Origin of the sequence: Shewanella sp. c952, assembly GCF_019654975.1 — a bacterium.
Lineage (GTDB): Bacteria > Pseudomonadota > Gammaproteobacteria > Enterobacterales > Shewanellaceae > Shewanella.
In genome coordinates this window covers 76,731-97,390 of sequence record NZ_BPEW01000015.1, presented here as the reverse complement: position 1 = coordinate 97,390, position 20,660 = coordinate 76,731, and the positions used below count along the sequence as shown (strand labels likewise).

The window sequence follows — 20,660 nt, the reverse complement described above, 5'->3', positions numbered from 1 at the left end:
GCCTCCTTTTTTATGAAACAAGTAGAACAAGATTATGAATGCAACCGACCATCCGGCTGCTCAAAGATCAGATCTTCCATCTGCTCATAAGCCGACTCATGGCCAGGAGCATTAAATAGCACCATCAAGATAACCCATTTCAGGTCATCCAAATTCAGCGTCGTTTCATCAAGCTCCATCACTCGATCAATAACCATTTCACGGGTTTCAACGCTAAGCACTTTAATCTGTTCAAGAAACAGCAGAAAGCCGCGACTTTCTACATCTATTTTATTAATCTCATCTTTAGTATAAATACGGAAAGACTGCTGATCATGATTGCAAAGGTACGGTGTTCCCGCCTCTTGCAACTCAGCTAAACCTTCTAACCAAGTTAGTGCTTTAATGATCTCTGCCTGGTGAAACCCAGCACGCGTTAGTTCTTTTGTGAGTTCGTCTTCATCGACAAGAAACTCAACTTCACTATGCACATAGTTTTCGAATAGATACATGAGGATATCAAACATGGCTAGCTCCTCTTAAGTCTTACATAACCACCGGGTACAGCAGTAACCCAACCTTGTAACTCAAGTTCAAGTAACTGCTCCAATACTAGCTCTATGGTTTTTCCACTATGCTCAACCACGTTATCGATCGTTGTGGTTTCATAACCTACACTAGCTAACAGCGAAGCAAATGGCAAATCAGAGACTATCTTCCCCCCTATATGGTGACTGGCTTTGACTTCTTCAAGGTGAAGGCCAGATAAAACCGCAACTTCTTCAAAAATGTCAGCGGCAGACTCCACTAACTTAGCGCCATCGCGCAATAGTTGATGGCAACCTTGACTTTGGCCACCGAGTACACTACCCGGTAATGCAAACACTTCGCGCCCCTGTTCATTAGCCAATCTCGCACTTATTAATGAACCACTTTTTAAGCCTGCTTCAACAACAAGGGTACCTAGAGTTAGACCGCTAATTATGCGGTTTCGTTTCGGAAAATTGCCAGAAAATGGCTTTACTTGTGGCCAAAACTCACTCAAAACACAGCCATCATTCTGAATATTAAGATAAATACTACGATGTCTTTTGGGGTAAATAACGTCTACCCCGGTACCTAAGACAGCAACGCTAACCCCTTTAATATCAATAGCGGCTTGATGAGCGGCACCGTCAATACCCAGCGCCATGCCACTGGTGATCGATAAGTGTTGCTCAACAAGTTGCGATGACAAGACCTGCGCCATTTTTAAGCCTCCGGGACTGGCATTTCGGCTGCCAACAATAGCGATACTCGGCCGAAGCAGAGCACTAATGTTACCTTTAACAAACAACACACTAGGAGGGTCACTAATTTGTTTAAGTAATGGTGGGTAAAGCGGGTCATCGCAACACAATAGGTGATGATGTTCACTCAGCTGTTGCCACTCGAGTGCCGAGTCAACTAAAGCGTAATTTGGGGTAAGGTTGGAGCGAAGCAAAGATTCAGGCAAAGGCAATGCATCTGGCTCATGCGTTAACCTTTGTCTTAACTCTTCCACATCCATGTAATTTATCAATTGTTTAATCCGAGCGGGTCCTAGCCCGGATACAGCAGAAACAACTAGCCAGTCGACCAGCTTTTCATTAATAGTCTATCCTCAAGTTATCTGTGCAGTACTATCACTGCACAGATTTAACTCTAGACTACTCGCTCACTATCAGCGAATCAGGAATGGTCAGTTTATCAGCGACCCTTACAGGGCGCTCATTAACCAAGATAATTCCCATACTGACTTTTTCAAAAACTTTAAAAACCATTAACTTGCCACGATACAGATCTGGCATTTGTACCGCATTGTCAGCTGAAACATTAGCGAGCATTTTTTCGTAGCGATTACGATCATTAGGCTGCACTGGCACGCCGTCTCCATCTATCACCACCACATCGCCCTCTTTAAATATTGAGAACACCTGCCCGGCTTCAACGCCATCAGTATCGCCACGGTCAATGTAAACAACATCAAGTTTACCCATAGCCCTAATATCAACTCCAGAAGCCAATACTGTAGTTGGAGCGGTCAGTTGTGCTGCTCTAGGCATAAAGTAGGCTGACATTAATGAGTCATCTTCAATTGGCAGCAAGCGATAACCGGCTTTAGTTTCCCGCAAACTACTTAACAGCTCGACTTTAGATACAGGGCCAGACTCAACAACTCGGCCACTTGCAGTCAATATAGCCTCACGTCCAAGTGCTTCGCCATCAGCATTGGCAAACTCTCGGCCGCTGGCATAAATACCAAATTTATCGCCAACAGTAAGTTCGCCCTGGACATAAACAATATCTGATACCACGTGGTGTCGGGACTCGCTTTCACCGCCCATAACCATCGGTTGCTGCTCAAACCAATTTGCCTCAACAACTCGATTGTGCAGCAAATAAGGTTGGATCAGTGACAGGTCTATTGCAGGGATTGCACCATTTTTGGGTGAAACACGCCCAGCAGGACTCTTGCTTAAATGAGGCTTGACCACTAGGCGCGGCACTCCATCAATAAACACTAGCGTCAATCTATCACCAGGATAGATAAGGTGTGGATTCGCCACTTGCGGGTTTGCACCCCACAATTTAGGCCAACGCCAAGGATCTTTTAGAAAAAAAGCTGATATATCCCAAAGAGTATCGCCTTTTTTGACAACATAGGACTCAGGGTGTCCAGACTTCAATGTCAATGTATCAGCGAAAACGAAGGTGCAACCAAGCATAAGTGAAGCAAGTAATAGTAACCGTTTCATCAGGGTATCCATGCTATTTGCTCTTTATTAGATTATAAGTAGAGCTTTTGCTGTTATTGAATGCCGCTAAGGACTAAAATTGAGCCATTAGCCTGAGCCAGTATAACTAACTGGTTTAGATTTGACAGACTTGTTAAGAGTTTAGGTATGAGTTTATTAAAAGTTTTATGTTTTCCAGATGAAAGATTACGTACAGTGGCAAAGCCAATCACAGAGTTTAACGCTACTCTACAGACACAAATCGACGATATGTTCGAAACCATGTATGAAGAGAAGGGGATTGGTCTAGCGGCTACCCAAGTAGATTTTCATCATCAACTTATCGTAATGGATCTTCAAGATGAGATCGATCGCCCAAAAGTGTTCATTAATTTAGAGATAATTGCCAAAAGCGGTGATTTCTGTAATGAAGAGGGCTGTTTATCGGTACCTGGTATCTATGCAAAAGTAGATCGTGCCGAGTTTGTCACCATTAAAGCGCTTGATCGAGACGGTAATGAGTTTACCTTAGAAGCCGAAGGACTATTTGCCATTTGCTTGCAACATGAACTCGACCATTTAGCGGGTAAATTGTTTGTGGATTATCTATCGCCACTAAAACGCCAACGTATTAAGCAAAAGCTAGAAAAAGCCGCTCGTTTAGAAGCAAAACAAGGATAAATTTTTGAAACCACTTAATGTCATTTTTGCCGGTACGCCTGACTTTGCCGCTCGCCACCTTCAAGCGCTTATCGAATCACAGCACAATGTGATTGCAGTTTATACCCAACCAGACCGACCTGCAGGTCGTGGCAAAAAGCTACAATCTAGCCCGGTAAAGGCATTGGCACTCGAAAATGATATTCCAGTGTTACAACCTAAGTCATTACGCGATGAAACCGCCCAGCAAGAATTAGCCGCGCTTAATGCCGATATTATGGTTGTAGTGGCTTACGGTTTAATCTTACCGAAAGTAGTGCTTGATACCCCACGCTTAGGTTGTATCAACGTGCATGGTTCTATTTTACCTCGTTGGCGAGGTGCTGCACCCATTCAACGCGCCTTATGGGCTGGCGATACCGAGACTGGCGTTACCATCATGCAGATGGATATTGGTCTAGATACCGGTGACATGCTATTAAAGACTCAGTTAAAAATTGAAGATACTGATACCTCTGCCACTCTTTATGAAAAGCTTGCCGAGCAAGGTCCAAGCGCACTCGTTGAAGCGTTAGCGGGTATCGCGGCTGATACTTTACCAGCAGAAAAGCAAGATGAGAGCCTTGCCAACTACGCAGAGAAGTTATCAAAAGAGGAAGCGCAAATTGATTGGTCTAAATCAGCCCAAGCCCTTTGGCGTGAAATCAGAGCTTTTAATCCATGGCCAGTAAGCCACTATCAACATGCTGGTAATACCATAAAAGTTTGGCAAAGCCATGTTAGTGATAGTACTTCAACTGCAGCAGCAGGAACGGTGATCTCTGCCGATAAAAATGGTATCGATGTTGCGACTGGAGATGGTGTGTTAACAATCACCAGCATGCAATTACCGGGCAAGAAACCTCTTAGTGTCGCTGATATTCTCAACTCTCGTGCAGATTGGTTCACACCAGGCACTCAACTCAACAATGCAATGGATGACCAAGGCTAATGGCAATGAACTTAAGAGCACTAGCTGCGAAAGTGGTATTTCAGGTCCTTGAAAAAGGCATATCATTATCTGTCGCCCTACCCGATCAGCAAAGACATCTCGAGAGTGGTAAAGATAAAGCACTGTTGGCAGAGCTTTGTTATGGTGTTATGCGTCATCTGCCTCAACTTGATAAGCAAGTCAGCGACTGCATGAGCAAACCACTTAAGGGTAAGCAGCGCATCGTACACCAGTTGCTTTTGATTGGTTGTTATCAGATCTACTTCACGCGGATCCCAAGCCATGCAGCAATTTCAGAAACTGCAGAGGCTTGTCGCCAATTAAAATTTGAAGGCTTAGTCAAGGTCGTAAATGGTGTCTTGCGCACCGTTCAACGCCAAGAAAAACCCTTATCAACCGACAACGATACACTTGCCTACAACACGCCAGCATGGATCATTAAACGCCTAAAAGAGGCGTATCCAGACAACTGGCAGCAGATTATTGAACAGAGCCATCAGCGACCTCCAATGTGGTTGCGTAATAACCAGCAGTCACAAACTCGCGATGCCTACCTAAGCGCATTAACAGATATAGAGGTAGAAGCTACAGCAGGTAGTAGCAATGATGCTATTTTACTCTCTAGCCCTCGAGATGTTATGCAGCTACCGGGTTTTGAAACGGGTTCCGCTTCAGTACAAGATGGCGCAGCTCAATGGGCAGCCACACTGCTAGCACCACAAGGTGAGGAGCTGGTACTTGATGCTTGTGCGGCACCAGGTGGTAAAACTTGTCATCTGTTAGAACTGGCACCAGACATTAAGCTGGTTGCGGTGGATTTTGATGCTAAACGACTTGAACGAGTGCAACAAAACCTAGACAGATTATCACTACAAGCAGAGCTCATCCATGGTGATGCAGCTAACATTGATTCTTGGTGGCAAGGTGATAAGTTTGATCGTATCTTGCTCGATGCACCTTGTTCTGCAACAGGTGTTATTCGCCGTCACCCAGATATCAAGTGGCTCAGAAAAAATAACGATATTGAAGAGTTAGCAACATTACAGTCAAAAATATTTGATCATTGCTGGAAGTGGCTAAAGCCAGGTGGCACACTCTTATATGCAACGTGTTCCATCTTGCCACAAGAAAATAAAGATCAGGTTAGCGCCTTTTTAGCAAGAACCGCAGATGCAACCTTAGTGCCTATCGAAGAGCAAACCAACCCGCAGGATATAGGTTGGCAAATTGTTCCAGGGCAAGAAAATATGGACGGCTTTTATTACGCTCGCCTAGTGAAGGATTAGTACGGCAATGAAAATAATCATTTTGGGTGCAGGACAAGTTGGTGGCACATTAGCCGAAAACTTAGTGGGTGAAAATAACGATATTACTATCGTCGATAACGACAAAACTCGTTTACGTACCTTACAAGATAAGTACGATTTACGGGTTATTTGTGGCCACGGTGCTCACCCAGATGTATTAAAGGAAGCTGGCGCTGAAGACGCTGACATGCTGATTGCGGTTACCAACAGTGATGAATGTAATATGGCTGCCTGCCAAATAGCCTATTCGCTATTTGGTACACCAACCAAGATTGCCCGGATCCGCTCAGAGCAGTACTTAAACCTGCGCGATAAGCTGTTTATTGATAGCGAAACTAAACACTCAGAGAATCGTCCTCGTGGTGGATTCATCATTGATGAACTCATCGCACCGGAGCAGCTAGTGACCGCGTATATAGGTCGCCTAGTTGAATACCCAGGCGCACTGCAAGTACTAGAGTTCGCCGAAGGTAAACTGAGTCTCGTTGCTGTACGTGCTTATTACGGCGGGCCACTGGTGGGTAATGCCTTAGCGGCGCTACGAGAACATATGCCTAATATTGATACCCGAGTAGCGGCTATCTTTAGACAAGGCCGACCGATTATGCCTCGCGGTACCACCATTATTGAAGCCGATGATGAAGTGTTCTTTGTTGCCGACAGTCGCCACGTTCGCGCAGTGATGAGTGAGATGCAGAAACTGGATAACTCCTACCGCAATATTATGATTGCCGGCGGCGGTAATATTGGCCTTGGTCTAGCCAAACAACTGCAGCGTAATCATTCAGTTAAGCTGATTGAGCATAAGCAAGAGCGCGCCGAAGAGTTGTCAGAAAAGCTAGAAAACACAACCGTCTTTTGTGGTGATGCTTCAGATCAAGAACTATTACTAGAAGAGCACATCGATCAAACAGATGTCTTTATTGCTGTCACCAACGATGATGAAGCCAATATCATGGCTGCATTGCTCGCAAAACGTATGGGCGCCAAAAAAGTCATGGTGCTTATTCAGCGAGAGGCTTATGTTGATATCGTACAAGAAGCGAATATTGATATTGCTATCTCACCACAACAAGCCACTATTTCGGCGCTTTTGACTCATATTCGTCAAGGCGATATCTGTAATGTTTACTCATTAAGACGTGGCGCAGCAGAAGCTATTGAAGCGATTGCTCACGGCGATAAAAATACCTCAAAAGTTGTCGGTAAGCAGATTGGTGATATCAAACTGCCTCCAGGTACCACAATTGGTGCTATTGTCAGAGATGACGAAGTATTAATGGCACACGATAAAACGGTCATTGAACAAGGTGACCATGTCATCCTATTCTTAGTTAACAAGAAGTTTATCGGTGAAGTCGAAAAATTATTCCAACCGAGCGCCTTCTTTTTTTAAATGTGTTCTGGAGCCTAACTTAACACCATGCTGAACTTTCGGCCTCTGCTGTTTATACTAGGGATTTTTCTATCAACGCTCACCGCGTTTATGTTGATCCCTGGTGCTTTCGCGCTTTATTACGGCGAAGAAACGGTGGGTGCATTTATGATCTCCTCTTTGGTTGCGGGCACCGCGGCCAGTTTTTGCATGCATCAAGGACAATCTCAGACGCTTCATCTCAACATCCGCGATATGTTTCTGCTAACCAGCCTCACCTGGTTCATTGTTAGTTTATTTGCCGCGCTACCTTTTACGCTTTATCACGGTATTAACTATACCGATGCCTTCTTTGAAACCATGTCAGGGATCACCACCACTGGCTCAACGGTACTCTCAGGCCTGGACACCATGGATCACAGCATTCTGATCTGGCGTTCACTGCTTCAGTGGCTCGGTGGCATAGGCTTTATTGTAATGGCAGTAGCGGTACTGCCATTTTTAAACGTCGGTGGTATGCGGCTATTTAGGACCGAGTCTTCAGACTGGGGCGATAAAGCCACCCCTCGAACCCAGCATATGGCAAAAAGTCTATTCATCGTTTATATCCTGCTGACTTTTCTTTGCTTTTTGGCTTATCACAGCAGCGGAATGAATTGGTTTCAAGCGATTAACCATGCTATGACCACCCTTTCAACTGGTGGCTATTCAACTTCAGACAGTTCGATGGCAGCCTTTTCAAAAGAGGCGCATTGGGTCGGTACCACTTTTATGCTCGCAGGTGGCCTACCACTGTTAATGTTTGTCTATATGGTGCAACAAAAATCATTGAAGGTGTGGAATGATGCCCAGGTCAAAGGCTTCTTAAAGTTTGTCGTTCTGGTTTCAACATTACTGGCACTGTGGTTATGGAGCAGCAGAGAAATAGAACCTATCGATGCCCTGCGCCTTGCTAGCTTTAATGTTGTGTCTGTTATTACCACCACAGGTTACGGCCTCACAGATTATTCCGCTTGGGGCGCTGTTGCCAATATCATATTCCTGTTTTTAATGTTCGTCGGTAGCTGCTCAGGCTCAACTTCTGGTGGGATTAAAATTTTCCGTTTTCAAATTGCTGGCGTAATAATGAGAGAACAACTTAAACAGCAATTTCATCCTAATGGTGTGTTTAAAGAGCGCTATAACAACCGCATCATCAAGGATGATATCGTCCGCTCACTGGTCACCTTTATACTGTTATTTATGCTGGTCATTGTTGGCTTATCTATCATCCTGGTACTTACAGGTTTAGATCCTATCACTAGCTTTACAGGTGCGATTACTGCTGTGACCAATGTTGGACCAGGACTGGGAGATACCATTGGCCCTGCAGGTAATTTCGCTCCTTTACCCGATGTTGCTAAATGGGCGTTATCGGTTGGCATGCTGTTAGGCAGGTTAGAGATTTTAACCGTTGCAGTGCTATTCCACCCAAGTTTTTGGAAGTACTAATACTGAAACAGTTACTAGGGTCTGTTGATCTTTCGAGCTTAGTTTTTGTTCAATTCTTTACCGTAAGGAATAATGCTTCTAGTGCAAGACTTGAGCGATGACGCTTAGCCGGCTAAGCGAAAAGCTCGTAACGCATTCTAGTCATAAAAGAATAGAAGCAATGAAACGAACCCAAAGGACAGCATTTCTTGGCCGTTTTTTCTGCGTTAAAGGCTCTTTGTGGAGAATCACTACACTACATAGCCTCTGTCTTGCCAAAATGGCTAATAAATTGCTGTGCCCTAAATAGACGGTTATTAAACACAGCCCTGTAAAATATACATCCGTTTCACGTCTCGATATTCGCCGTTAATAAATATCTCTTTTACTAAGTGCCCTTCCTCAATAAAGCCGCACTTCTGATAGAGGTGAATCGCCCGCTCATTCTCTATCGCCACATGCAGATACACCTTATGCAGATTCAAAATCGTAAACGCATAGTTAAGCGCTTTATTGATTAATGTTCGAGCGTAGCCTTTACCTTGGTACTCTGGAGCGATAATAATTTGGAACTCCGCACTACGGTGAATGCTGTTTATCTCAACTAGCTCAACCAAACCAACAGTTTGCTTATCAGCATCTTCTGCGATAAAACGACGCTCAGTTTTATCGTGAATATGTTTACTGTAAAGCGCTTCTAGTTCATCAAACGATTCATAAGGCTCTTCGAACCAGTAGCCCATAATGGTACGGTTGTTATTTAGCTGATGGATAAACCTTAGATCGGTGCGCTCTAACGCTCGCAACTTTATTTCACTACTCATAAATGACCTCTAAACAATCAATTTAATACCCAGCAAATAGGCCTAAATGGCATGCTGGCGGCGGATTATAGAGTGGATAGTTTTGAAGTCACTAATTAAATTTTGATCATCTAAATGTGGATTAATAGACATAAAAAAACCATAGCCTTTAGCTATGGTTTTATCTGTCTACTTCGCGCTATTTTGACAAAGTAACCAAGTGGTCAGCGTAAACATCGACATCTTGCCAATCGGTGTAATCGATAATCGAAGTCGGATCCGTTGGGCCATTAGTCATCTTCATAATGAACTGAATCATCCAGCGGTCGTACCAACGCCATGATGGGTAATCAACTTTACCGGCTATCACTTTAACGTCTTGTGGCTTCCAAGGTGATAGCTCAATAAACTTCTGTAGATACTTATTATTTTCAGGTACACGTTTTTCTGGGTTACGCGCCACTACGTTAACACTGAAAAAGCTCGATGGCTTAGCGGCAAACTCTGCTTGATGCTCGGTAACAAACTCAAAAACAGACTTATGGTATGAACCATAAAGCACGCATGCACCCAACGCGACAGCATCATACTTCGACCAATCCAAGCCTTCAGCCTTAGCTTCGTTAATATGCATCATATCGCACTGATGCCCTTCACTAACAATACGGTCGGCTATCGCTCGACTAATTCTGGCAGTATGACCACCACGTGAGTAATACAAAACTAAAACTGATTTATTCATTATTCCAACTCACAAGATTCCACATTGCATTCATTGTTGCAGCAAATGGCGGATTTAACAGGATAATAGATCACAAATTAGGCATAGCTCATATTATCAACATCAAAAATTGAGATCCCTGTAGTGCAGGGGTATATTGTTTTATCACACCAACTCAATTAGAATTAACTAATTAAAGGCTATGAAGTGAGTAACCGTATGCAAAAAGAAATCGATGTCAGTGCAATGGTAACTAATGCAGAGAGTGCTGCAAAATGGCTTAAAGCAATTGCAAACCCATACAGATTAATGATCTTATGCTTATTACTTGATAAAGAGTTAAGCGTAACGGAGTTAAATGAAACGGTGCCATTGAGCCAGTCTGCATTATCACAGCATTTAGCGGTGTTACGTTCGGAAGACTTAGTTGCGACTCGTAAGAGCTCACAGGTTGTGTTCTACACCCTGAAGAATGAACAAGTGACCGAAGTTATCTCAATCCTACATAAGAAATACTGCGCTTAGTAGTTAGCGATTGTGTAAAGCATTCATAATAAAAAAGCCTGCTAAATAGCAGGCTTTTTTATGCTCATAGCAAATCCATGATTACCGCTCGGCGAAACTGCGAGCAAACTCATCAACTTTATCCCAGTTGGTAAATTCAAAGGTACCGCTAGTATCCGTTGGCCCTTTCGTCATCCACATGATAAAGCGGATCATCACTTTATCGAACAAACGGTATTTGGGGTAATCAATCTTGCCAGCAAACACACCAAGCTGTTGAGGCTGCCACAATGAAAGTGCTAAAAACTTTTTCATATACGGATTAGTTTCTGGAGTATTTTTCTCGGGCTTTCTCGCGACAACATTAACGCTAAAGAAAGCATTTTTCTTTGCATCTAATACTGCGTGATGACGATTGATAAACTGGTACAATTCAGGTCTATGCTTACCATATCGAATACTTGCTGCCACCAATATCTTATCAAACTGAGCTAAACCTAAGGCTTCAGCTTCCTCGAGTGAGGCTAAAGTGACAGTAGCACCTAGCTGTCGATTGATCTTGCTAATCTGCTCACAAATTGCTTTGGTTTGACCATCGACGGTTGAATAGATAACCAGTGTATTGCTCATTCAGTTCCTGCTCTTAGTAGATTAAAATTATGGTTCTCGACCATTAGGGTAAAGCTATATGATTAAAACTAGCTTAGCCACAGCAATTTTAATTCTTCCAGAATGTGGGTGTAAATAATACCAGCAGCGTAAACACTTCTAAGCGACCAAATAGCATGGCAAATAACAGTACCCACTTTTCACCGTCACCAATACTGGCATAGTTACTGGCAACTTCACCTAAACCGGGGCCAAGGTTATTCAAACATGCGGCCGTAGCGCTAAATGCAGTAATCGCATCCATGCCCATCGCCATTAAGATCAACATGCACAATACAAAGACTAAGGCATAGGCAGAGAAGAAGCCCCACACCGCATCAATCACTCGATCAGGCAGCGCTTTACCGCTTATTCGAATCGAAAACATACCACGAGGATGCACTAATCGCTTAAGTTCACGGGAGCCTTGCAGCAGCAGTAAAATAACTCGCATCACCTTAATACCACCCGCAGTAGAACCACCACTACCGCCAATGAAGCTAGAAAAGATTAACAAAATAGGTAAAAACAACGGCCATGCATGGAAGCTCTCAGTACCAAAACCTGCGGTTGTGGAGACAGAAACCGCTTGAAACAATGCGTAATCAAAGGTTTCTTCAGGCGAATCATAAATACCACTATGGTAAAGCGTGGCAAAACATATAGCTGTTAAACCAAGCTGAATAGCGATAAGAGCTTTAAACTCAGCATCTTTAAAATAGACTTTGAGGTTAATGCCACGCCGTGAGAATGCGGCGAAATGCAGACTAAAATTAAGTGCGGCAATTAATAAGAACACCACACAAATCATATTGATGGCTGGGCTATCGAAGTAGCCGATACTGGCGTCGTGAGTTGAAAACCCACCAATAGCAATGGTTGAAAACGAGTGACAAATGGCATCAAACACATCCATTCCGGCCGCCCAATATGCGACTGCACAAGCCACTGTCAATGCCAAATAGATATACCAAAGCGCTTTAGCTGTCTCGGCAATTCTCGGTGTCATTTTGCTGTCTTTTACCGGCCCCGGCGTTTCAGCGCGATACAACTGCATCCCCCCGACACCCAACACAGGTAAAATTGCCACAGCTAACACAATAATCCCCATACCACCAAGCCACTGCAATAGGTGTCGATAAAACAAGATTGCTTTTGGCAGGGTATCCAAGCCAACGATAACCGTCGCACCTGTGGTAGTTAGCGCTGAAAAGGACTCGAAGAAACTATCGGTAAGGCTGAGGGAGGGTTGACCAGAGAAAATAAATGGCACCGCACCAATTGAACCAAGCACGACCCAAAATAGTACCACCAGCAAGAAGCCCTCTCGAGTGCGCAGGTCTTTTCGGTGGCGACGATTCGGATACCAAAGCGTAAAGCCAAGAATTAGGCATAAAACAAATGCCTGTATAAATGCCATACCGCCGCCATCTTTATAGATAACGGCCACCAAAGCTGGCGGAAGTAGCGACAAGGAGAACAGCCCCATTAATAGGCCTGTAATTCTTATTATTGTTCTATATTGCATTAGATTCCATTGCTAGCGCATTTTTGCTCAAATGCATTTTCGCACACTTCGTAAGAATGTTCACAATCGTTTTACTTATACAATAAGTATAAAGATTTGCTCGCTCAGCGAGAGTTGAGTCTCTTCAGTCAAACAGCGCTTTTAACTGCCCTTGGCTCATGGTTGCCAACTCTAGGTTTAGCTCATCTTTAAAGCGTTTAGGAATGGCAAATTCAATACTGATATTATCGGTAAATACTTTATCAGCAATAACCACATCACAGCGTGAAAAAAGATGCTCAACATCTTTAAGTTGATGATAACCACACACTAGCTTTCCTGGATAGCGGATCTGCTTAAGCTTAGTCTCTAGCTGCGGCAATCCCTTTTTAAGGCCAGAGCTATAAGCGCGTACCAACCCACCAACACCTAACTTAGTGCCACCGAAATAACGGATAACCACAGCGCCGACCTCACCTATATTGCTGCCCAGCAGAGCTGCCAGCATTGGTCGACCAGCACTCCCCGAGGGTTCGCCATCATCACTTGAGCCAATATTGATACTATCGGATGGTGCCCCAGCAACAAATGCATAGCAATAATGGCTGGCCCCGGGGTATTCAAGCTTTAGGTTAGTAAGTACACACTTAAACTCGAGCTCACTCTGACAGTGGAATATGCTAGAGATAAATCGGCTGTGTTTGATCTCTTCCTCGACTAATAAGTCACCGGCGGGGATCAGGTAGCTCTCGCTCAAAACGAATGGCTCATTCTGTTACTCATTTTTAAGAGACATATCTTTAGCGATTAAGGCCAAAGTTCCGAGTCATATTTTCAGTTCTATCGCTGTGCACAATGACATTGTCTTCAATACGAATACCGCCAAATGGACGCAAGATATCAACGGTACTCCAATTGACTTGCTGTTGACGATTGTCTTGCTTTAGCTCGGCCAACAATGAATCGATAATGTAAACACCTGGCTCAATGGTCAATACTTGATTCTCAGCGAGTGTTCGAGTGCAGCGTAAAAATGGGTGTGCATCTGGCGAGGCGATATGAGTCCCCTTTTCATCAGCAAGGAAGCCACCCATGTCGTGCACCTGTAGCCCTAACATATGCCCAAGGCCATGAGGGAAGAAAGCACTGGTGATCCCCTGTTCTACCAATCCTGCTGCATCACCGGTTGCGATATCAAAATCAATCAATATTTGCGCCAATTTATGATGTGTCGCGACATGCAGGTCAACGTAACTAACGCCAGGTTTCATCATCGCAATTATCTGTAACTGCATGCTATCCATGGCAGTGATAAGATCATCAAAAATGTTTTTTTCGAATGCGTAGCTGCGGGTGATGTCGGAAGCGTAACCATGAAAGTTAGCGCCTGCATCAATCAAAAATGAAAGCCTCTGTGGCGGTGATGTCTGCTCTAGCGCGGTGTAGTGCAATATCGCGGCATTTTCATTTAACGCCACAATACTGCTATATGGCACTTGGTTTTCACTCTGAGAGATAGCACTTAGATAGACTTGAAGGATCTCGAATTCACTGGCGCCATTATAGAAAGCCGTTTTCGCTGCTTGATGACCGGTCACCGCGATACTATTCGACTTGCGCATACAAGCTAGTTCATAAGCGGTTTTATCCGCTCGGTGATAATTAAGGTAACTCAATACCGAATCAGGATTGCGTCGGTTAAAACCTAATACATCTGCAACATCTAAATGCTCACCAATATAGGCCCAATCATCAATATTTGCGGGTAAAAACTCCGCAACTTTATCAGCTTTTGTTAGGTATTTGATATCGACATATTCGGCCCAAAATTCTGTGGGTTCATCAGCCACTTTATGCCAAAAATCAACTGGACGGTAAAAAATAAGCGTCGGTTTATCACGACCATTAACAACTAACCAAGAGTTAGGGTTATCGATCACCGGTAACCAAGCCTTAAAGTGAGGGTTAACCTTGAATGGATAGTCCATATCATCTAAAAACTGCCTATGGGGTTGGCCTGAGTGGATAACTAGACCGGACAGATTTTCACGAGAAGTGATATCAGCGACGCGACGGTTTAGCTCGCTAATGTGGTCGTGATAAAGATGCGCTAGCTGTTCCATGGTCGTTTACCTTATTATTTTATAGCTAAATATCAACGTTGACTCAGTCTATCATAAGGTAGGTAAAACTCTAGATTTGTCACGGCGGGAAGAGCCTGCATTTCTGTAAAGAAATCCCTGCAGAAAGCTCAAATTAAAAAGCGTAATGAATACTAAACTTAACAAACTCCTCATTTTTTAGAGCATATAAACGTTTTGCCTCTTCTGTGGCTGACAACACCCCCATAACTTTGGCTTTAATACGCAGAAAATCATTTAATCGATACTGGCAACTTGCCTCAGCGTACTGGCTAGCATTGTCCATATCATAGCTATATAACAATCTTAACTGGGCAGCGTTCTCAGCAAACTCAAATTTAGTACCTATAAAAAGGTCGTTATCCCCATGAGACTCGGCTCGGTCCCCACGATCATCAAATACATATTCAGCAATAACCACCCACTCTTGCAATATCTCTTCAACTGCATAGACAGGGTATTCAAGCCCTATATTGCTGGCGACAAAACCACTACCGAGTTCACGACCAGTTTTAAACTCCCACTTATAAGTTAGCGAGTCGGAGAGATAGACCGCATCAAAAAGTAGGTTTTCAGTTTGAATATAGAAAGGTGTCAGTTCACTCGCTTGAGGATGTCGCACCAAGAGTGGATCTCGTCGAGTACCGCTAAAATAACCAAGGGCAAACTCGAATTCATCGACGTAAAACAGGCCGCGAGCAGCAATGCCTCCGTTTTTATCATTATCTTCATAACGTTCAACATCAGAAATAGGTAAACCATAAGCTGGGCGAAGTGGAAACTCACGAGCGCTAAAAGCGGGCAAAAAATAAAGCCCTACTTCCCCAGCATCTAACCGATAGCTCAATGAGGCAAAGGTCTGTCCCTGCTTCACTTTGTTGTCTAGACTTTCTCTTATGTCTGACTGATTAATCACATTCACAAGATTTATTGACTCAGATACTCCCCAAAAAAAAGTATCCATGCCGGCAGCAGCACTAAAATTGCCCCATCGACCAGAGAGCTTTGCTTGGCGGATATCAGTATAACGACGATGGTCATCGGCACTATCCCAATTAGCAAAAAGCTTAGCATCAAACTTAACCACGCCAAAACGGTGAGATACCTGCAGTTCACCGCGAGTACCATAGGCTAAGTCGTCAATATTAATCTTTGGAGTTTGGGTCGACTCAAAATAATAACGTGACGTCGCAGCAATATCGATATTCAAGCTATCAACCAATGGCTGCGCCATGACTCTCGTGCAGCTAATGACAAGCAACAAGCCCAATATAAATCTAGGCAACAAGCTCATTAACAAGGGCTAATCCCCTAACCCACTGCGATGAAAGTCTTGCTCAGATAAGCCCGACGCAAACACTATGCTTTGGTAAAGCAACCTGGTTACTTTGCCAGTTTGCACATTTTTCATCTCAACTAAATCTGGTCGCCAATACTTGTCTTGATATAACTTAAAGCCAGATGCAGTAAACACCTTAAGCAGTGATTTCTTTCTATCGAAATACTCTATCTGAATGATTTTTTGGTCAGTCTTTTCAATCCATAACTGTTGCTTGCTATAACCAGAATGTTTATCAACCGGAAAACGCTCAATCACATCACACTGCTTATCGGCAAATTCATTGGCTTGCGTTTGGATTTCATTGCAGGGCCGACTATAAAGATAGTTATAGCTGTAATCAGCTAACTCTTTGTTAGTCATATCTTCAAAGGAAAACTCACTGCCAACAAATGCACCAGCCTTATTTCTAGAACCTATACGTTTAACTCGTCGCACTTCAGGAAGATACAACCACTGCTCGTCTGACTTGGCTTTATCGGGGTGCGTCAGTAGAGCTGTACCATTAATATCAGCCGGGAAAGTAAACTTAATAAGTGACTTATCACCTTCTGCGGCATTCTCCAATACGCTGATATCTAGCTTTCTGGTCGTCTTAGCACCAGTCTTACTTTGTAACTCCATGGTTAGCATCGCTCGGCTATCAGTAAAACCTTCATCTCGGAGTTCGACAGCACTGGCAATGGCGTAGCCTTGCCGCTCGCTAGCGGTATTAGCTACAGTGTTCGCTGAAAAACTTAAGCTGTAACTACAGATAAGGCCAATTAGCGCGGTATTACATATTTTCATTTGGTACTCACTTAGCTTGATCGAGTGTCAGTTGTGTTTGCGCTGCATATTGCGGCAAACGGCGCATGAATTTTAAAACTATGGCGGGTAGCACAATAAGGTCAAACAGTAGCGCCAACACTATGGTGCCACTGGTGAGTAATCCCATCTGGGCATTCTTTTCGAAAGAAGAGCTAGATAACAACATAAAGCCCACGACCAACAGAATTGAGCTAATAACAATCGCACTCATGGTGTGTTCAAAAGTGGTGGTGACACTCTGCTCCGGGGTTAAACCTCGCTTTAGGCCTTCAATATACTGATAAAGAAAATGCACGGTATCGTCGACAATGATCCCGATAGCCATGGCCGATACACCTGCCAACCCCATAGAGATATGCCCTTGTATGCAATACCAAAAGCCAAAAGCAGCACCGACAGGTATCAAGTTAGGAATTAAGGTCAATATGCCAATGTAGAAAGAGCGAAACACCGCGGTTAATGCCAGAGAAATAACTAAAAAGGCCACTAATGCTCCCTGTAGCAAGCTAAAGATATTGCTCTGGCCTACATGAGAGAAAATAAGCGAAGGGCTGGAGTATTCAAACGTTATCCCTTGCACAGTGTTTTGCTGTAACCATTTAGTCACCCTAGCCTCGAATGCTAACATCTCAACTGAAGTCATATTCTTTAGTCGAGCGGTGAGCTTGAATGAAGATTTGTCAAAATTCACTTGGTTTCCCACATCCTTGCCAAAAGGCAGAGACATCTCATAAAGCAAAAAGTGTTGTGCAGCTATTTTTGCAGTTTTGGGTATTTGATAAAACTGGCTTTGATCACCGTGCATCAGCTGATTAAGCTGCTTAATACGGTGCAAAGGACTATCAGTTGTCACCACCTCTTGTTGAGTCAATAACCAAGCGTCAAACTTGTCGACAAAACCTAAGTACGTCGGTGAAAAAATACCATTATCTTGATTGCTAGACAGCGAATAACCAATGTTATACAGCCCTGAAAAATGCTGGTCGATCTCCTCAGCTTGCGCTCTAAAGGGCACACTTTTATTGAAGTATTTAATCAAATCATCATCGGTTTCATTGAGAAAACTCAATGATGCAAATACAACACTGACGGGCAAAAAGATAAAGAGTATAGGATTACGATAGCGTATAACGATACTAGCTAAGCTATTCATACGTTCGAAAATATTAGTGACTATCGTTTGCTTAGTGGATATTCGGATCCATAGCAGCAGCCGTGGCAACAAGGTAAACGACAATATAAGAGAGAACATCACACCAAAAGCAACAATATTACCCAGATCTCTAAACGGCGGAGAGTCACTGGCATTCATTGCTAGAAAACCAATGACGGTGGTTAAATGACTAACAATAATCGGCTTGGCATTATGCTGGTACGAACTCAGCACAGCCTCAAATTGTGAATAGCCCAGTATCAGCTGCCGCTTTACATAACTGATAATATGTATGCTCGAGGCCACTATCACGGTAAACATAATAATTGGTGCCGATACAGAAGGAGCAGAAAGGTTAATCCCCAGCCAACCAGCAAGACCTAACGCCCCAAGTAACGACAACACCAATACCACCAGAATACTCAATGCTGCCTGCGCCGAACCGAGAATGACACCTGCCGCGACGAGAACAAATACGATCATCAATGGAATTAGGGTGATAAAATCCGCTTTAGCCGCTTTAAAAAAAGCGCCATTCATAGTCACTAACCCTGTGACATAGAAAGAGTGCTCAGGATAGCGCAGTTCGAACTCTTGGATATCCGCCTCTACCGCTTGCATAATAGCCAGTATTTCCGCTTTGTGGTTTTCGCCTGGCAGCAGAGTTGTCACATTAATAGCGGTATATAACCCATCACTTGTCACTAAGCTGTCAATAAGGTCTATTTCACCTTCAGCTGCTCGCTTAATAAAATTGAGCCTAGCTAAGTCCAACTGTTCCTGTTCATATAACAGCTCATCAATTTCAATATTATCGCCTTCAGCCCAGCTAAAGGGATAGTTAGTTAGCGAATCCACGCGGGTAGAAAAAGGCGTGTGCCATAGACGATCTGTAAGCTGATAAACCAACGATAGAGTTTCAATATTATAGATCTGCCCCTGCTTAGGTTTAATCATAATAAAAACATTGTCGGTCGCAGTATAAGTCGCGTCCATCAGCTCTAACGTCTGCAGATCTGTATCGTTGTCATCAAAAAATATTTTATAGTCACTGGCGAGTCCCATATCCTTCAGGCCAACAATACAAATGCTTGTCAGCGATAAACAAATGAATAACACCACTAAGGCTGACTTCGAGGTCAGCATTTTCTGCCACAGAGTATCCGTACTCATAGCGAGTTCCTTTGCTTAATAAAAGCTTCAACTAAATTCACTACTGAGTTAACGTCCTTTTCGACCCCAAGGATCAGCTCTGATGCGCGACAACTTAACCATTTACGACCTATAACAAATAGACCAGGTTCAGGAGTGCAGCCTTGCTCTTGCACAAATCCTTGTCCATCAACACAACCAGGGATAGTTAGCCAGTCAGTTTTATCTCGATAACCCACAGCCCAGATAACAACATCAACGCCATCTAATCGACCATCATTAAAGTACACGCGGCGATCATTAGCGCGAACCAAGCGTCCTTTCAGCGACACTCCTAAAGCACGCAAACCCGCATTATTAAATTCACCACAAGGCACAGGGTTACGCTTTTGTATAATGCGAGCAACCTTACTGCTGCGATCAGCAAACAGAACACCCAGCAACTTTAACCACCAAAAAATATCCCGACCCAGTACTTTATTAGGGGGGAATGTACGCCTACAGCCTTGAGATAAAGTGACCTTGCAACGACGGGCAAGTCCACCAGCAATTTGCCGCCCAGTAGCACCATCACCTACCACTAAAACTTTGGCGTTGCCCTTAATTTCAGCTAATGATTTTAAGCTCGAAGAATACTGCAACACACTGTTTGATAGTCCATCTGCAAGCTTAGGAATAAGGGGGGATTGGTTAGCTCCAGTCGCATTAATCACGGCTTTAGTAGATAACAACAATCCATCATCGGTTCTTATATGAAAAATTCCGCCCGCTTTTTCCATTGAGACAACACTGGTTTTTGGTCGAATATTAAGCTCAAATGCTGTGGCATAACGACGTAAATAGTCAGCCATTTCGATAATCGAAGGGAAGCCCCATTTATCTCCAGGAAAAGCTAAGCCAGGCAACTGACAGAATTGACGTGAGGTAAATAATTTCATTCCTTCAAGGCGATTGTCCCACACTTGACCAACAGCATTTCGCTCCAAAACAAGGTAATTAAGCCCCAGTTCCTGCAACCTTTTAGCCATATACAATCCGTTCTGGCCAGCACCTATAACCACAACATCAATAAACGACATACTAAGTAATCTCTTTTACTTGCTGATATTTACCTTCCAAAAACTGCAATAAGGAGTTAATCGTTGGGTAGTCGAAAGCGATAGTTGGCTCAATTTCAGTTTGAGTATGATCTTCAATAATGGTCGATAACTGCACATGCCCAGTAGAGTCCAGCCCCAAACGAGAGAACGAAGTGTCTAGATGCTGTTCAGTGCTAAACTCTTCGATGGCTTCGCAGAGGTATTGGGTTATATCTTCGGTTAGGGTCTGTCTACAAAATTTCAC

Annotated in this window: 20 protein-coding genes; 6 read left to right on the top strand and 14 right to left on the bottom strand. The window is 43.6% G+C overall.

From position 1 onward, the window contains the following. Positions 1 to 32 precede the first annotated feature (32 nt). From K5R16_RS11975 to K5R16_RS11965, 3 genes are all read right to left on the bottom strand, one after another. Positions 33 to 506, bottom strand: coding sequence for a DUF494 family protein (locus K5R16_RS11975; RefSeq protein ID WP_220737799.1), 474 nt, complete (start codon positions 504 to 506; stop codon positions 33 to 35). Positions 507 to 508: 2 nt separating this feature from the next. Beyond that, on the bottom strand, positions 509 to 1,528 hold the full coding sequence (gene dprA, locus K5R16_RS11970) for a DNA-processing protein DprA (RefSeq protein WP_220737808.1): 1,020 nt from the start codon (positions 1,526 to 1,528) through the stop codon (positions 509 to 511). A 139-nt stretch (positions 1,529 to 1,667) separates the two neighbouring features. Further along, a complete protein-coding gene (locus K5R16_RS11965; RefSeq protein WP_220737798.1) occupies positions 1,668 to 2,768 on the bottom strand; it encodes a LysM peptidoglycan-binding domain-containing protein in 1,101 nt (366 codons plus the stop codon). 135 nt (positions 2,769 to 2,903) lie between these two features. Between K5R16_RS11965 and def the strand changes: the two genes are divergently transcribed. The 5 genes from def to K5R16_RS11940 are packed head-to-tail and all read left to right on the top strand — an operon-like array spanning position 2,904 to position 8,559. After that, entirely contained in the window at positions 2,904 to 3,416 is a 513-nt protein-coding gene (gene def, locus K5R16_RS11960) for a peptide deformylase (RefSeq protein WP_220737797.1), read from the top strand. 4 nt (positions 3,417 to 3,420) lie between these two features. Beyond that, positions 3,421 to 4,386, top strand: coding sequence for a methionyl-tRNA formyltransferase (fmt, locus tag K5R16_RS11955; RefSeq protein ID WP_220737796.1), 966 nt, complete (start codon positions 3,421 to 3,423; stop codon positions 4,384 to 4,386). Between the two features lie 5 nt (positions 4,387 to 4,391). Continuing rightward, on the top strand, positions 4,392 to 5,672 hold the full coding sequence (rsmB, locus tag K5R16_RS11950) for a 16S rRNA (cytosine(967)-C(5))-methyltransferase RsmB (RefSeq protein WP_220737795.1): 1,281 nt from the start codon (positions 4,392 to 4,394) through the stop codon (positions 5,670 to 5,672). A 7-nt stretch (positions 5,673 to 5,679) separates the two neighbouring features. Next, positions 5,680 to 7,089 (top strand): Trk system potassium transporter TrkA, encoded by a 1,410-nt coding sequence (gene trkA, locus K5R16_RS11945; protein ID WP_220737794.1) that lies wholly within the window; start codon positions 5,680 to 5,682, stop codon positions 7,087 to 7,089. Positions 7,090 to 7,116: 27 nt separating this feature from the next. Continuing rightward, a complete protein-coding gene (locus K5R16_RS11940) occupies positions 7,117 to 8,559 on the top strand; it encodes a TrkH family potassium uptake protein (protein ID WP_220737793.1) in 1,443 nt (480 codons plus the stop codon). Positions 8,560 to 8,855: 296 nt separating this feature from the next. On the opposite strand, the gene speG is transcribed toward K5R16_RS11940, so the two are convergent. Then, a complete protein-coding gene (speG, locus tag K5R16_RS11935) occupies positions 8,856 to 9,362 on the bottom strand; it encodes a spermidine N1-acetyltransferase (protein WP_220737792.1) in 507 nt (168 codons plus the stop codon). Positions 9,363 to 9,540: 178 nt separating this feature from the next. Then, positions 9,541 to 10,083, bottom strand: a complete 543-nt coding sequence (gene hemG / locus K5R16_RS11930) for a menaquinone-dependent protoporphyrinogen IX dehydrogenase (RefSeq protein ID WP_220737791.1) — start codon at positions 10,081 to 10,083, stop codon at positions 9,541 to 9,543. Positions 10,084 to 10,281: 198 nt separating this feature from the next. On the opposite strand from hemG (K5R16_RS11930), the gene K5R16_RS11925 reads away from it, so the two are divergent. Next, positions 10,282 to 10,587, top strand: a complete 306-nt coding sequence (locus K5R16_RS11925) for a metalloregulator ArsR/SmtB family transcription factor (RefSeq protein WP_020910282.1) — start codon at positions 10,282 to 10,284, stop codon at positions 10,585 to 10,587. Positions 10,588 to 10,668: 81 nt separating this feature from the next. Here K5R16_RS11925 and hemG (K5R16_RS11920) read toward each other — a convergent pair whose 3' ends face one another. The 9 genes from hemG (K5R16_RS11920) to K5R16_RS11880 form a co-directional block, all read right to left on the bottom strand. After that, complete coding sequence (hemG, locus tag K5R16_RS11920; protein WP_220737790.1) at positions 10,669 to 11,196, bottom strand: menaquinone-dependent protoporphyrinogen IX dehydrogenase; 528 nt, start codon at positions 11,194 to 11,196, stop codon at positions 10,669 to 10,671. Positions 11,197 to 11,284: 88 nt separating this feature from the next. Then, on the bottom strand, positions 11,285 to 12,742 hold the full coding sequence (locus tag K5R16_RS11915) for a TrkH family potassium uptake protein (RefSeq protein ID WP_220737789.1): 1,458 nt from the start codon (positions 12,740 to 12,742) through the stop codon (positions 11,285 to 11,287). 124 nt (positions 12,743 to 12,866) lie between these two features. Further along, positions 12,867 to 13,478 carry a YigZ family protein gene (locus K5R16_RS11910; RefSeq protein WP_220737788.1) on the bottom strand — a complete coding sequence of 204 codons (612 nt, stop codon included), beginning with the start codon at positions 13,476 to 13,478 and terminating at the stop codon, positions 12,867 to 12,869. 43 nt (positions 13,479 to 13,521) lie between these two features. Further along, entirely contained in the window at positions 13,522 to 14,844 is a 1,323-nt protein-coding gene (gene pepQ / locus K5R16_RS11905) for a Xaa-Pro dipeptidase (RefSeq protein ID WP_220737787.1), read from the bottom strand. Positions 14,845 to 14,977: 133 nt separating this feature from the next. Continuing rightward, positions 14,978 to 16,096, bottom strand: a complete 1,119-nt coding sequence (locus tag K5R16_RS11900) for a hypothetical protein (protein WP_220737786.1) — start codon at positions 16,094 to 16,096, stop codon at positions 14,978 to 14,980. A gap of 69 nt (positions 16,097 to 16,165) precedes the next feature. Then, a complete protein-coding gene (locus K5R16_RS11895) occupies positions 16,166 to 16,990 on the bottom strand; it encodes an outer membrane lipoprotein-sorting protein (protein WP_220737785.1) in 825 nt (274 codons plus the stop codon). 7 nt (positions 16,991 to 16,997) lie between these two features. After that, on the bottom strand, positions 16,998 to 19,337 hold the full coding sequence (locus K5R16_RS11890; RefSeq protein WP_220737784.1) for an RND family transporter: 2,340 nt from the start codon (positions 19,335 to 19,337) through the stop codon (positions 16,998 to 17,000). Continuing rightward, positions 19,334 to 20,395 (bottom strand): NAD(P)/FAD-dependent oxidoreductase, encoded by a 1,062-nt coding sequence (locus K5R16_RS11885; RefSeq protein ID WP_220737783.1) that lies wholly within the window; start codon positions 20,393 to 20,395, stop codon positions 19,334 to 19,336. The genes K5R16_RS11890 and K5R16_RS11885 overlap by 4 nt, the downstream gene beginning before the upstream one ends. Position 20,396: 1 nt before the next feature. Further along, positions 20,397 to 20,660, bottom strand: a complete 264-nt coding sequence (locus K5R16_RS11880) for an acyl carrier protein (protein ID WP_220737782.1) — start codon at positions 20,658 to 20,660, stop codon at positions 20,397 to 20,399.

Excerpts from the sequence above, each read along its gene's own strand:
- K5R16_RS11975 (WP_220737799.1), bottom strand. The coding sequence starts at position 506 with ATGTTTGATATCCTCATGTATCTATTCGAAAACTATGTGCATAGTGAA.
- dprA (WP_220737808.1), bottom strand. The coding sequence starts at position 1,528 with ATGGATGTGGAAGAGTTAAGACAAAGGTTAACGCATGAGCCAGATGCA.
- K5R16_RS11965 (WP_220737798.1), bottom strand. The coding sequence starts at position 2,768 with ATGGATACCCTGATGAAACGGTTACTATTACTTGCTTCACTTATGCTT.
- def (WP_220737797.1), top strand. The coding sequence starts at position 2,904 with ATGAGTTTATTAAAAGTTTTATGTTTTCCAGATGAAAGATTACGTACA.
- rsmB (WP_220737795.1), top strand. The coding sequence starts at position 4,392 with ATGAACTTAAGAGCACTAGCTGCGAAAGTGGTATTTCAGGTCCTTGAA.
- trkA (WP_220737794.1), top strand. The coding sequence starts at position 5,680 with ATGAAAATAATCATTTTGGGTGCAGGACAAGTTGGTGGCACATTAGCC.
- K5R16_RS11940 (WP_220737793.1), top strand. The coding sequence starts at position 7,117 with ATGCTGAACTTTCGGCCTCTGCTGTTTATACTAGGGATTTTTCTATCA.
- speG (WP_220737792.1), bottom strand. The coding sequence starts at position 9,362 with ATGAGTAGTGAAATAAAGTTGCGAGCGTTAGAGCGCACCGATCTAAGG.
- hemG (WP_220737791.1), bottom strand. The coding sequence starts at position 10,083 with ATGAATAAATCAGTTTTAGTTTTGTATTACTCACGTGGTGGTCATACT.
- K5R16_RS11925 (WP_020910282.1), top strand. The coding sequence starts at position 10,282 with ATGCAAAAAGAAATCGATGTCAGTGCAATGGTAACTAATGCAGAGAGT.
- hemG (WP_220737790.1), bottom strand. The coding sequence starts at position 11,196 with ATGAGCAATACACTGGTTATCTATTCAACCGTCGATGGTCAAACCAAA.
- K5R16_RS11915 (WP_220737789.1), bottom strand. The coding sequence starts at position 12,742 with ATGCAATATAGAACAATAATAAGAATTACAGGCCTATTAATGGGGCTG.
- pepQ (WP_220737787.1), bottom strand. The coding sequence starts at position 14,844 with ATGGAACAGCTAGCGCATCTTTATCACGACCACATTAGCGAGCTAAAC.
- K5R16_RS11900 (WP_220737786.1), bottom strand. The coding sequence starts at position 16,096 with ATGGCGCAGCCATTGGTTGATAGCTTGAATATCGATATTGCTGCGACG.
- K5R16_RS11895 (WP_220737785.1), bottom strand. The coding sequence starts at position 16,990 with ATGAAAATATGTAATACCGCGCTAATTGGCCTTATCTGTAGTTACAGC.
- K5R16_RS11890 (WP_220737784.1), bottom strand. The coding sequence starts at position 19,337 with ATGAGTACGGATACTCTGTGGCAGAAAATGCTGACCTCGAAGTCAGCC.
- K5R16_RS11885 (WP_220737783.1), bottom strand. The coding sequence starts at position 20,395 with ATGTCGTTTATTGATGTTGTGGTTATAGGTGCTGGCCAGAACGGATTG.